The sequence below is a fragment of the Arenibacter catalasegens genome (genome assembly GCF_002909235.1).
Classification (GTDB): Bacteria; Bacteroidota; Bacteroidia; order Flavobacteriales; family Flavobacteriaceae; genus Arenibacter; species Arenibacter catalasegens.
In genome coordinates this window covers 64074-77200 of sequence record NZ_PHQQ01000012.1, presented here as the reverse complement: position 1 = coordinate 77200, position 13127 = coordinate 64074, and the positions used below count along the sequence as shown (strand labels likewise).

Annotated in this window: 14 protein-coding genes; 11 read left to right on the top strand and 3 right to left on the bottom strand. The window is 39.1% G+C overall.

Annotated features, from left to right (window positions below; translation table 11 throughout):
• The first annotated feature begins 54 nt into the window (after positions 1-54).
• From CWD90_RS11305 to aat, 3 genes are all read left to right on the top strand, one after another.
• The gene (locus CWD90_RS11305) at positions 55-936 is read left to right on the top strand and encodes a flavin reductase family protein (RefSeq protein ID WP_103476230.1); all 882 of its coding nucleotides are present in this window, start codon (positions 55-57) and stop codon (positions 934-936) included.
• Positions 937-1140: 204 nt separating this feature from the next.
• Entirely contained in the window at positions 1141-1518 is a 378-nt protein-coding gene (locus CWD90_RS11300) for a DUF3127 domain-containing protein (RefSeq protein ID WP_103476174.1), read from the top strand.
• Between the two features lie 139 nt (positions 1519-1657).
• Positions 1658-2293 (top strand): leucyl/phenylalanyl-tRNA--protein transferase, encoded by a 636-nt coding sequence (aat, locus tag CWD90_RS11295; RefSeq protein WP_103476173.1) that lies wholly within the window; start codon positions 1658-1660, stop codon positions 2291-2293.
• Between the two features lie 23 nt (positions 2294-2316).
• Here the strand turns inward: aat and CWD90_RS11290 are convergent, their stop codons facing one another.
• The 3 genes from CWD90_RS11290 to CWD90_RS11280 are packed head-to-tail and all read right to left on the bottom strand — an operon-like array spanning position 2317 to position 4252.
• Positions 2317-2883, bottom strand: a complete 567-nt coding sequence (locus CWD90_RS11290) for a hypothetical protein (RefSeq protein WP_103476172.1) — start codon at positions 2881-2883, stop codon at positions 2317-2319.
• Positions 2873-3436 carry a DNA-3-methyladenine glycosylase I gene (locus CWD90_RS11285; protein ID WP_103476171.1) on the bottom strand — a complete coding sequence of 188 codons (564 nt, stop codon included), beginning with the start codon at positions 3434-3436 and terminating at the stop codon, positions 2873-2875. The genes CWD90_RS11290 and CWD90_RS11285 overlap by 11 nt, the downstream gene beginning before the upstream one ends.
• Before the next feature lie 60 nt (positions 3437-3496).
• On the bottom strand, positions 3497-4252 hold the full coding sequence (locus tag CWD90_RS11280; RefSeq protein WP_103476170.1) for a slipin family protein: 756 nt from the start codon (positions 4250-4252) through the stop codon (positions 3497-3499).
• A gap of 389 nt (positions 4253-4641) precedes the next feature.
• Between CWD90_RS11280 and CWD90_RS11275 the strand changes: the two genes are divergently transcribed.
• The 8 genes from CWD90_RS11275 to CWD90_RS11240 all read left to right on the top strand — a co-directional run bounded on the left by CWD90_RS11275 (position 4642) and on the right by CWD90_RS11240 (position 13101).
• Positions 4642-5217: a phosphatase PAP2 family protein gene (locus CWD90_RS11275; RefSeq protein WP_103476169.1), complete on the top strand. Its 576-nt coding sequence runs from the start codon at positions 4642-4644 to the stop codon at positions 5215-5217.
• 82 nt (positions 5218-5299) lie between these two features.
• The gene (locus CWD90_RS11270; RefSeq protein WP_103476168.1) at positions 5300-6616 is read left to right on the top strand and encodes a gluconate:H+ symporter; all 1317 of its coding nucleotides are present in this window, start codon (positions 5300-5302) and stop codon (positions 6614-6616) included.
• Between the two features lie 15 nt (positions 6617-6631).
• Positions 6632-7096 (top strand): RidA family protein, encoded by a 465-nt coding sequence (locus CWD90_RS11265; protein ID WP_103476167.1) that lies wholly within the window; start codon positions 6632-6634, stop codon positions 7094-7096.
• 14 nt (positions 7097-7110) lie between these two features.
• A complete protein-coding gene (locus tag CWD90_RS11260; protein ID WP_103476166.1) occupies positions 7111-8223 on the top strand; it encodes a D-TA family PLP-dependent enzyme in 1113 nt (370 codons plus the stop codon).
• A gap of 66 nt (positions 8224-8289) precedes the next feature.
• A complete protein-coding gene (locus tag CWD90_RS11255) occupies positions 8290-9354 on the top strand; it encodes a dipeptidase (protein WP_103476165.1) in 1065 nt (354 codons plus the stop codon).
• 98 nt (positions 9355-9452) lie between these two features.
• Complete coding sequence (locus CWD90_RS11250) at positions 9453-10094, top strand: hypothetical protein (protein WP_103476164.1); 642 nt, start codon at positions 9453-9455, stop codon at positions 10092-10094.
• Between the two features lie 330 nt (positions 10095-10424).
• On the top strand, positions 10425-11189 hold the full coding sequence (locus CWD90_RS11245) for an SGNH/GDSL hydrolase family protein (protein WP_239986504.1): 765 nt from the start codon (positions 10425-10427) through the stop codon (positions 11187-11189).
• A 175-nt stretch (positions 11190-11364) separates the two neighbouring features.
• A complete protein-coding gene (locus CWD90_RS11240; RefSeq protein WP_103476163.1) occupies positions 11365-13101 on the top strand; it encodes an ABC transporter ATP-binding protein in 1737 nt (578 codons plus the stop codon).
• Positions 13102-13127 lie beyond the last annotated feature (26 nt).

Here is a 13127-nt window from a genome sequence, read left to right as displayed (position 1 = left end):
CCTCCTTATTTCATTTTGCTTACATTTTGTGTACCTTTACGCACTATGAAAAAAATGGTTACTATCACGGCCTCTGAAGTACCCACAGCCAAATTACATGGGTATTTGTTAGGCGCGGTTGGACCTAGACCTATTGCTTTTGCCAGTACCATTGATGAAAAGGGAAGGCCTAATTTATCACCTTTTAGTTTTTTCAATGTTTTTAGTTCCAACCCACCTATTTTGATATTTTCTCCATCCAGAAGAGTTCGTGACAACAGCACGAAACATACCTTGGAGAATGTGCTTAAGAATATGGAGGTAGTTATTAACGTTGTCAACTATAGTATAGTTCAGCAAGTGTCTCTGGCCAGTTCAGAGTACAAGGAAGGTGAAAATGAATTTATAAAGTCAGGATTAACCATGTTGGCTTCGGAAATGGTAAAACCATTTAGGGTTGCAGAGTCTCCAGTGCAATTTGAGTGTAAGGTTGTTAAAGTGGAACCGCTGGGGAAAAAGGGTGGTGCAGGTAATCTTATCTTTTCAGAAGTGCTGAAGATACATGTGGATACAGCTATTTTGGACGAAAATGGTAACATTGATCAGTTTAAAATAGACCAAGTGGCTCGGATGGGCGGTAATTGGTACAGTAGGGCTAATTTAGGTTTGTTTGAAGTGCCCAAGCCAGTGGCTAGTTTAGGTATAGGTGTTGATCAGATACCTGGAAATATTAGGCTCAGCAATGTCCTTACAGGTAACGATTTGGGAATGTTGGGAAATATAGAAAAATTGCCATCCAAGGAAGAGGTGCAGCAGTATGTTGAAAGTAATATAGAGTTCAGGGCTATCTTAAGTTCAGGTGATGTAGCCTTACAGCACGCCAAGGCCCGAGAACTATTAAAAATTAAGGATGTGCTTTCGGCTTGGAAAATTTTATTGGCAGATATGCCCTCATGAACGGTTAAACCAAAAGGGTCAAAGGCATTATCATTTTTTTTGAATAGAAATTTTAATAGGTTACAAAGTGGATTGATGCGTAAGACTATTTTAGGGGCTGACTCCCAAAAAATTAAGATGGGAACTTTTGTTTTAGGTGTTCCTATTCAAATTGCTTAATATTGACAAAAAAAGAATACGAAGTAGAATTATATAAATAGTAAAATGGAAATACAAGGGAAAATTAAGACAGTAGGTGAAACCCAAACATTTGGGAGCAACGGATTTAGAAAGAGGGAAGTAGTAGTAACTACGGAGGAACAATATCCACAACATATTATGGTAGAGTTTGTACAGGATAAATGTGACTTATTAAATAATTTTGGCGCCGGCCAAGGTGTGAAAATTAGTATTAACCTTAGAGGTAGGGAATGGGTTAACCCACAAGGGGAGACCAAATATTTCAATTCTATTCAGGGTTGGAGAATCGAGAATCTACAGGAGGAAGCAGGTGCTGCTGGGATACCACCAGTTCCACCAATGGATGCTTTTGAACCTGCGGATAATTTAAATGAGGAAGACCACGACGACTTGCCATTCTAACACAAGTGCAATCCAATATTACCTAAGAACGGAATTGTTATCGTTCTGAAAGGTTATTTAAAGTGAAATATGAGAAAACCTATTCTGTTCATGACCGAATAGGTTTTCTTAATTTTAGGGACCATAAATTAATGTAAAAATGTTTCTCTTGGACCATCGTTTACAGTTTCCAAATGTAGAAAAGGCCGATGAAGACGGATTGTTGGCCGTTGGGGGTGATTTGTCCCCGGAGCGACTGCTATTGGCATATAAAAATGGGATATTTCCATGGTTTAATGAGGATTCCATTATTCTTTGGTGGAGTCCAGATCCACGTATGGTCTTGATTCCAGAGAAAATAAAGATATCCAAAAGCATGCGCCAAGTTATAAAATCCAATAGGTTTAGAATTTCTTGGAATACCGAATTTGAAAAAGTCATTGATGCCTGTTCTGCCATAAAACGAAAAGATCAAAAAGGAACCTGGATTACTCCTGAAATGAAAAGTGCATACTTGCGCTTACATCAAATGGGAATTGCAAAGTCTATTGAAGTATATGAAAACGATCTTTTGGTAGGGGGCTTGTACGGGATAGATCTTGGAAGCGTTTTCTGTGGGGAAAGTATGTTCAGTAATACCAGTAATGCCTCCAAATTTGCTTTTATAAGATTAGCAGAAGAGATGCAACAAAAGAGGTATAAACTAATCGACTGTCAGGTGTATACCGCCCATTTGGAAAGTCTTGGTGCGGAAGAAATTCCTAGGAAAAAATTTATTGAAATTCTAAAAGGTTAGCTGTCAGGTCTCTATACTTTTATTCAATATAGTACACGATCGTAATTGGCCGGTAAGGCCATTGTGGTCTTTATCACATTTCCCTCAGCATCGAATATCGCTAAAAAGTCTTCCTTTTCATCCGTTTTTTTTGCACGAAACATTAGTTTGTAAGTGTTGTTGGGCAATATCAGATTTTGAAAAGTATTTTTCAGAATATTATCCGAATTTCCGGGATAGCGCTGCTGAATATATTTAATTTTAATATTTCTAAAATTCTCCTTTAGAAATGAATTTATATTGGCATAGGTGTCTGTTGGGATGTCAACTTCCTTTACTCCGAATCCCGTATTTTGAATCGCTCCCTTTTCGTTGAAATCAATATGATAGTGCATTTTTTTTATCCTAAACTTTAGGATATAGGTAATTATAGAGGAGTCAACCTCCTTATAATACCTTAATTTTTTGGCAGTCTCCAAGGGAAGAGCTTCAACTTCTATAGTAGGAAATTGCGATTTTTTAATGCGATGTTCCCTTTCCAGTTTCGCCTGGGAAAAACATGTTAGGCTGAGGGTCAAAAATAGCCATGAGATTAGGTAACTATACTTCATTATATCTAAAACAATTTATCTCATGATCATTTACCATGCCCGTCGCTTGCATGTGGGCATAAATTACTGTGCTCCCGACAAATTTAAATCCGCGTTTTTTTAAATCTTTACTTATGGTGTCGGATAATGGGGTATTGGCTGGAGCATTCTTATAATCCTTATTTTTGTTCTTTATGGGCCGGCCATCAACAAACCCCCATATATACTTACTAAAACTACCAAATTCCTTTTGTAGATTTATAAACTCCTGTGCATTGGTAACGGTGGCCCTTATTTTGAGTTTATTCCTAATAATTCCCGCATCCTGTAGCAAGGATTCAATTTTTGGTTCCCCGTATTTAGCTATTTTTTTGTAATCAAAATCATCTAATGCCTTCCTAAAGTTTTCCCTTTTTCTAAGTATGGTTATCCAGCTTAAGCCAGCCTGGAAGGTTTCCAGAATCAAAAATTCAAAAAGTAGGTCATCATCCTTAATGGGGACACCCCATTCTTCGTCGTGGTACTGCTCGTATAGGGCATCTCCTTTGCACCAACCGCATCTATTTTTTTCCATTGTTGAAATTCAAACTTTCAATAAAGATAAAGAAACCATGATTCTAACAAAGTACAGTAACTATTTTTTGTTTTTAGTTTTCTTTTTTTTGTTTCTAGGCAAAGCCTCCTCCGGGAAAGGAAAAAGAATGGTGGAATTTTTTTCTGCGGCGATATTGGATAAAGTTTGGTAAAGCCTTAATTTTATTGCGGAAGGTGATTGGTCTATTAATTTACCCGCTTCCAACAATTTTCCTGCTGCCTGTTCTTCGGCCAATGCCAATATAATTCGTGCCCTTCTGGACCGTTCGGCTTCGGCCTGGTTGGCCATCATCCGTTTCATATTTTCTGGTAATTGAATGTCCTTAATTTTGACGTCAATAATTACAATGCCCCATTCCTTGGTTTCCAATTCAACAATGGCTTTGATATTCTTTCCCATTTCTTCACGTTTGGATAGGATGGTATCCAGTTCCACCTTACCACAGACATCCCTTAATGCTGCTTGGGATAATTGTGTAATGGCAAACCTATATTCTTCCACTTCCAATACGGCTTTTTCAGGATTGTTTATCTTAAAGAAAACCACTCCATCTATACTACAGGGAACATTGTCCTCAGTCATTACTTCCTGGGAAATAATATTGATAGTGATAACACGAATATCCACCGTTTGAATAGTTTCCACAAGGGGGATGATCCACCTAAAACCTGGCTGTAAGGTTTTTACGTACTTCCCGAACCTAAATTTCAGGGCTCTTTTATATTCAAAAACAATACGTATTCCAGCCAATAAAAACAATACTAAAATGATGATGAACATAAAAGGTGCTGCCATGATGTTTGCGGTTTTCAATTGTAAAAGGCTACTAATAATTTATTTGGACCCTAGAGCGTATAAGTTACTTTTTATTTGGTCCAACAATGGGCGTCAGAATGGAATTTTAAAACTCTAATTCTGTAGATGGCGATTCTCTTAAAGTTACAAAAATTACACAGGTGGTAAAAATATAATCGACCTTAAAATTAAACTGCATGAATTGCTATTAAATATTTTTTTATCTTCAAGCATATAACATGGTCTGTAGTTAAGGTGAATGTCAGTTTTGGTTGGGTATTACGGATTCCCCTTTTGATCTTTATTTTTTGGTTTCAACCAAGACATTGTCCAATGAATGAGCCTTGGGGTATTTGAAATTTAATTAAGTATTACGATAAAAATTGTACATGGGAAAGAGGTGTATAAATATCATATGTGTCTTCTTAATTTTAAGCATTAAAAGTTACTCCCAGGACACTGAGGGTGGTCATGAGAAGTGGGAATATGTCCTTGAAGATACTGGAGATGTTTTGCAATTGGCACTTCCCATTACTGCCGGTATTATGACCTTGATCCATAAAGATTACGAGGGTACCAAGAAATTGGCCTTTTCTTATGGAACTACACTAGCGCTTACCTATTCCTTAAAACATATTACCAAGAAGAAAAGACCGGAAGGCAGAAATCTTTATGATTCCTTTCCCTCCGGACATACGTCATCGGCATTTTCGGGTGCATCATTTATTCAGCGTAGGTACGGATGGAGCTATGGAATTCCGGCCTATATTCTGGCTAGTTTGGTTGCCGTAAGTAGAACCGAAGCTCCGGATGGTTTTCATGATTTCTGGGATGTTTTTGCTGGTGCGGCCATAGGAATTGGGAGTACTTATATTTTTACTAAACCCTATAAAAGCGAGCAGATGTCACTCGGATTTGCTAATTATCGAAATACCTATTCCTTAACCTTTACTTACCAATTCTAAATTTTTCCTTATGGGAGGTTAATTTTATGAAGTGATATAGTATATTTAAGAATTGTATATAATTAACCGCCAAACCCTAATTATGCCTTTACTTATTGTTGTACTTGGATTAATTCTTCTCTTTTTACTTATTGCCAAATTTAAACTGAACGCCTTTATTTCATTTATTATCGTGTCCCTTGCCGTTGGTATTGCCGAGGGAATGGAATTGCAAGGAGTAATACAATCCATCCAAAATGGAATTGGGAATACGCTAGGTTTTTTGGTAATCATTTTAGGTTTGGGGGCAATGTTGGGGAAATTGGTTGCAGACAGTGGAGCAGCACAGCAAATAACGACCAAGTTGGTAGCCAAGTTTGGGATTAAAAATATTCAGTGGGCTTTGGTATTGACTGGATTTATAGTGGGCATCCCCATGTTCTATTCTGTCGGTTTTGTAATATTAATTCCCCTGATCTTTACTATTGCAGCTTCAACGGGCCTGCCATTATTATATGTGGGCCTACCTATGATAGCCTCACTTTCCGTAACACATGGTTTTCTCCCACCGCATCCTGCCCCTACGGCAATAGCTATAATGTTTAATGCTGATATTGGTAAAACCCTTCTCTATGGCACCATCATTGCCATTCCGGCCATTACGTTGGCAGGGCCAATATTTTCTCGAACCATAAAAAATATAACGGCCACTCCTATAAAGGAATTTGTAAACCCGACAATATTAAAGGAGGAAGAAATGCCGGGAATAAATATTAGTATTTTTACCGCACTTCTCCCCGTTATTTTAATCATGTTGGCAACTGCGGCAGATCTTTTATTGCCCGAGGATGCAACTATTTTACCCGTTGTGAATTTCATAGGAAACCCGGTAATTGCGATGTTGATTGCGGTATTGGTGGCCATTTATACCTTGGGCCTAGCTAGGGGGAAGGAAATGACCGACATAATGGGGTCGGTGGCAAGTTCCATTTCAGGAATAACTATGGTGCTCTTAATTATTGCAGGTGCAGGTGCACTAAAAGAGGTCCTGGTAGATAGTGGGGTTAGTGATTATATTGCCAATATATTAAAGGATTCCAGCTTTTCCCCTTTGCTCTTGGCATGGCTTGTAGCTACCGTCATTAGGGTGTGTGTGGGTTCTGCAACTGTTGCGGGTCTCACCACAGCCGGTATAGTCTTACCTTTGGTAAATGCAACTGGGGTAAGTGCGGAATTAATGGTGCTCGCCATAGGGTCGGGGAGTTTAATGCTTTCCCATGTAAATGATGGGGGATTCTGGTTGTTTAAGGAATATTTTAACCTATCCATAAAGGACACTCTAAAAACATGGACAGTTATGGAAACCACTGTAGGTGTTGTGGGGTTGATAGGAGTTTTGATATTAAGTTTGTTTGTTTAATTAAAGAAATATATTATGACCAATTCAACTACGGCAAGAATTAAGGAATTAGGCTTGGTTTTTCCTCCAGCCCCAAAACCGGCCGGGGTTTATAGGCCCATTTTGGTAGTGGATAAATTTTTATATGTTTCTGGCCAAGGGCCTATTCAAAATGATGGTTCCTTAATGATCGGTATAGCAGGTTTTGACCTAAATGCAGACGAAGCTAAACTGGCTGCCAGGCAGGTGGGGCTTACTATGCTTTCCACAATTCAGACACATTTTGGAAGTTTGGATAAAATAAAGCGGGTAGTGAAAGTTTTGGGAATGGTAAATTCAACCCAAGATTTTGGAAAGCAACCTTTTGTGATAAATGGCTTTAGTGAATTAATGGCAGATGTTTTTGGAAAAGAAAATGGGATAGGTGTACGCAGTGCTGTAGGGATGATGCTACCGGACAACATACCAGTAGAAGTAGAGGCCATGTTTGAGCTTCATTAATTATAAACAATTCTATGATGAATAATGCTTGGTATAAAGTTGCCGACCCAAAAAATATTATTACGCCTGCACTTTTGGTATATCCTGATCGGATAGAAAAAAACCTTAAAACCATGATAGCAATGGCTGGCGGCGTTCGTAACCTTAGGCCTCATATAAAAACTCATAAAACGGTAGAGATTGTACAGCTTCAGATGAAGCATGGCATTCAAAAATTTAAGTGTGCTACCTTGGCAGAAGCGGACCTTTTAGGGCAATGCGGGGCAGAGGACATCCTTCTCGCAATGCAACCGGTAGGGCCAAATATTGACCGATTTTTTAGTTTGATTGCGGAGTATCCAAATAGCAAATTTTCAACTATTGTAGATGACCTTCGTATCATTGAACAAATTTCTGAAACTGCTAGCGGAAAAGGTGTTAAGGTGCTACTTTGGTTGGACATAAATAATGGGATGAACAGGTCGGGTATCCAACCCAATGCAAAAGCCTTGGAATTATATGGGCGGATACATAAGGATCCTAACTTACTTGCTGCTGGACTACATGTATATGACGGGCATATTCACAACAAAGAACTACCTGAAAGGGAGAAAAAGTGCAATCAGGATTTTGAAGCAGTAATGGATTTGAAAAGATCTTTGGAAAAACTGGACATTCCTGTTCCTTGCATAGTGGCAGGGGGTTCCCCAACATTTCCCATTCATTTAAAGCGAGATGGGGTGGAGACCAGTCCCGGAACAACCCTTTTATGGGATGCCGGCTATGCTGCTTCATATAAGGACATAGATTTTATCCCGGCAGCAGTTTTGTTGACCAGGGTGATCAGTAAACCTAAAGCCAATTTAGTTTGCTTCGATTTGGGACACAAACACCTTGCTCCAGAGATGAATTTTCCAAGGGTGTTGTTGTTGGAAGGGGAGGAGTGTGTTCAAATTGGGCAGAGTGAGGAGCATTTGGTAGTACAATGTCCCAATGATGACAAGTTTAAAGTGGGAGATACGGCCTATGCTATTCCGGTACATATTTGTCCTACCGTTGCGAAATACAAGGAAGTCTTAACGGTGGTTGATGGGGCCCTGACCGGTTCATGGAAAGTGGCCGCAAGAAATCTAAAAATAAATATATAAACCCATCCTTTAAATGACTGGTTCCCTGATTAAAGGGCAACCTCCAAACTGGATAAAATTAATAATATGTTCGTATTTGATGCCCATTTAGACCTAGCTATGAATGCCATGGAATGGAATAGGGATTTAACCTGGACCGTAGCCGATATTAGGGAAAGTGAATTGGGTATGGCAGACAAACCGGATAGAGCAAAGAATACAGTGTCTTTTGATGCTATGAGAAAGGGGAATATAGGCCTTTGCATGGCTACCCAAATAGCAAGATATGTAAAGAAGGAAAACCACTTACCAGGTTGGAACTCTCCCCATCAAGCCTGGGCACAGACCCAAGGGCAACTGGCATGGTATAAGGCCATGGAAGAAATTGGAGAAATGGTTCAAATCAGAAATTTGGCCGAGTTGGATGTGCATCTGAATCTTTGGAAAAATGGTAAGGGAAAAATGCCCATTGGTTATATACTTAGTTTAGAAGGGGCCGATTCCATAATTACTTTGGAACATCTGGAGCGTTCCTATGAACAAGGTCTCAGGGCTATTGGGCCAGCACATTATGGTCCGGGGACCTATGCGCATGGTACGGATTCGGTTGGAGGGATTGGGCAAAAAGGCAAGGAGCTATTAAAAGAGATTGAACGGTTAAATTTAATTTTAGATGCTACCCATTTATGTGATGTTAGTTTTTGGGAAACCATGAAGATATACAATGGTCCGGTGTGGGCAAGCCACAACAATTGTCGGAAATTTGTGGACCATAACAGACAATTTTCGGATGAACAAATTGTGGAACTTATAGGCAGGGAAGCTGTTATTGGCATCGCACTGGACGCTTGGATGATGGTCCCAAATTGGGTTCGGGGGACTTCAACCCCAGAGGGAATGGATGTTTCCCTAACACAAATGATAAACAACATAGACCATATTTGCCAGTTATCAGGAAATTCCCTGCATGTTGGGATGGGAACCGATCTTGATGGAGGCTTTGGGAAAGAGCAATGTCCGGCCGACCTAAATACGATTGCGGACCTGCAAAAGGTTCCTGGATTGCTTTCCAAAAGAGGCTATTCGGAAACAGATATTGAAAATATAATGAGTAATAATTTTATACGTTTTCTAAAAAAAGTGTGGAAATAATTAGTGTTTCATTTAATTACCCATATTTAACAGCATTTTAGATAGACATGGCAAGGTATTTGATATTTTTGTATCTGATTCGTACCTTAATCGGCCCTATGAGAATTGTATTTTTATTTTGCATTCTATTTTTAATCTCCCTATCGGGTAGGTCGCAAACAGACCTTCCTACGACCAATCCCTTAAAAATAGAAGGTGATAGAGGAGTTAGGGAAAACCCCAACCAAGGAACAGCATTGAATTTTCCTTCTATTATCACCTCAAAACCGACTACCAATCTTAGGGACTCACTAACGGCCAGAAACATTAAAATGCTTCCAGATAGGGAGTTGGTGCAGGCAGGATATGGTTTAAAAATAGACCCTAAAATTAGGGCAAAGGAAAAGGAAGGCTCTTCCACCTTTTTTGGAAATATGTATTTGGGCGATATTAAAAGCAATGGAAAATTTGTGGGAATTGTTTGCCGTGATCATGAATATGTAGATGGTGATAGGGTTAGGATATTGCTAAATGATGTTGTGGTAGAACCTAATATTTTTTTAACAGGTTCCTTTAAAGGAATCAACCTAGATTTAAAAAAGGGATTTAATAGAATTGATTTTGAGGCCTTGAATCAAGGTACTTCCGGACCCAATACGGCTCAAGTAAATGTATATGATGATGAGGGCAAAATGATACATTCCAACATGTGGAATTTATCCACTGGCTCCAAAGCCACTATTATTATCATTAAGGAATAGACTAAAAAGAATCATCAACACGACCGATATGAAAGGATATTACTATTTGTTGATTATTAATCTATTGCTTATTCTCATCCCTTATTCCTTAAGAATCTTTAGGAATTTTAAACGTAACAAGAACTGATAGGCAGCTTGGCAAATACGTGAATAAATTCATTGATCATGGTTATTGGCAATAGTCTTAATCAACTTTTTTTAATCTTTCGCTTTTTAATCTTTCGCTTTTTAATTGGGAAGCTGTCCGTAGGAGTTTAAATAATCTCCGTTGATTTCACGACCGAAAGAAAACCTCTAATCAAAATATTTCGTATATAATGTAAAGAATTTATGATGCGGTTGACTTTAGCGCTTGTATTTGCAATTATTTTCTCCGGTTGTTCCCAAGAAAAGGATTCTACTGACTATGAACCTTCTTTGAATATGATATTAGAGCCTGGAGCATCTACTACAAACCCTAAAGAAATAGCTAGACCTCATTTAAATGAATCCGGGAATTATAATTATTTGGCTTTGGGAGATAGTTATACCGTTGGAGCCAATGTTGAAAGTGCTAAAAATTTTCCAATTCAGTTAGAAGAAAGACTGGAGCAGGGACTTAAGATAAAAGTCAGCACCGAGATTCTTGCGGTAACCGGATGGCGTACAGATAATTTATTGGATGCTGTAAATAGAGGAACTAAGCTGTTGTCCTATGATTTAGTAACACTTTTAATTGGCGTGAATAACCAATATCAGGGCAAGCCAATTGAAGTATATTCCAAGGAGTTTCCCGAACTCTTGAAAAAGGCCATTGCCTTGGCTTATGGCAATCCAAAAAATGTAGTAGTTATTTCCATTCCGGATTATGCTTATACCCCTTTTGCGGAGGGGAGAAATACAGATAAAATTTCTAAGGAAATTGATGAATACAATGCCATTGCAGAATCCACAGCCCTTCAAAATGGTGTGCCTTTTATAAATATTACGGATATAACCCGCAATGGCCTGTCCAATCCCGAATTGGTGGCAGGGGATGGCTTGCATCCCTCTGGAGAGGCATATAAGAGATTCGTGGAGCTATTATATCCGGTAGTACTTCCTATTTTTGAATAGTGCCAATTCCATTTTTTTAAAGAATTGACCCCATGCCTTTTAATAATTTTTCCATCCTAATAGTACTTTTCGTTAAGCATAACTTGGAAATCGGACGCGCTTTTCTAATTCATCAAGGGATAACTTTAATTACATTTGCACCTTGGAAATATCTTCAATCATAATATAGTTTAAAATGTCCGATAAAAAAGTAAGTATGCTTACCGCCTTTAAAACGATAATTTGGCCACGGCGAAATATGGTTTTTATTGGCCTTTTCTTGATCGTGATAAGTAATGCGGCGAATTTTGTAGGTCCTATCTCCTTAAAATATTTTATGGATGATGTTATTCCCAACAAAAATATGGATATGCTCAAAATTATAGTAGGGGTGGTAATCCTTTCTATTTTGGTGCGTGCCGTAACTTCCTTTATGTTGACAAAGATTTTAAGCGTCCAGGCCCAATACCTTATTTCGGAGCTAAGGGCACAGGTACAGAAAAAAGTACTTTCCCTTCCGATCCGCTTTTTTGATAATGCAAAATCGGGTGCTTTGGTTTCCCGCATAATGTCCGATGTAGAAGGTGTTAGGAACCTTATAGGAACAGGATTGGTTCAATTGGTAGGCGGAAGCATTACGGCAATTGGCGCCTTGGTATACATGTTATATATAAGTCCATCCATGACCTTGTTTACATTTATCCCATTGGCCATTTTTGCCTTCATAGCCTTAAAGGCCTTCAAGATCATTAGACCTATTTTTAGAAATCGAGGGAAAATAAATGCTGAGGTTACGGGTAGGCTCACCGAAACACTTGGTGGCATAAGGGTGATCAAGGGTTTTAATGCAGAGGAGCAGGAGACCAAGGTTTTTGAGAGCGGGGTGGAGCTGTTGTTTCAAAATGTAAAAAAGAGCCTTACGGCAACCGCCTTTATGACCAGTTCGGCCACTTTTTTAATTGGTATTGCCACCACAGGAATTATGGGGATTGGTGGTTATAAAATTATGTATGAGGGATTGAGTATTGGGGATTTTTTGTCTTTCACCTTTGTTTTGGCAATTATGATTGCCCCTATTGTACAAATGAGTAATATAGGTAGTCAACTTACTGAGGCCCTGGCCGGTCTTGATCGGACGGAGGAATTGATGAATATGACCCCTGAAGCCAATGAAGAGGAAAGAACAATTGTTCTGGATAAAATAAAGGGGGATATAGCCTTTAAGGATGTGTCCTTTGCCTACGAGGAGGATAAGGATGTTTTGCACAACGTAAGTTTTGAAGTGAAGTCGGGCAGTGTGGTTGCCCTTGTGGGTAGCTCTGGTTCAGGGAAATCCACGATAGCCGGTTTGGCGGCAACGTTTCTAAACCCGCTTTCTGGGACCATAACTGTGGATGATCAGGATCTATCTAAAGTCGATCTCAATAGCTATCGCCGTAATTTAGGGGTTGTGCTACAGGACGAATTTTTGTTTGAAGGTACTATTAGAGAAAATATAATGTTCCCCAGACCCAATGCCACAGAGGAAGAGGTACTAATGGCCGTTAAGGCAGCTTATGTGGATGAATTTACAGATAGGTTTGAAAAAGGTCTAGATACCCTAATCGGGGAGCGGGGAGTGAAGCTATCTGGTGGACAAAGGCAACGTATAGCCATAGCTAGGGCGGTCTTGGCCAATCCTAAAATTTTAATTTTGGACGAGGCTACCTCTAATTTGGATACCGAAAGTGAAGCCTTGATACAGAAAAGTTTGGCTACCCTAACCGAAGGACGAACTACGTTCGTCATCGCCCACAGATTAAGTACCATTAGAAAAGCCAATCAGATTCTTGTAATAGAAAATGGGCGTATTGCCGAAAAAGGCACGCATGATGAACTTATAGCCAAAGAAGGACGCTACTTTAACCTATTTACCTATCAGGCGAGGATTTAATTTCGATACAAATTATTTCGAAATTC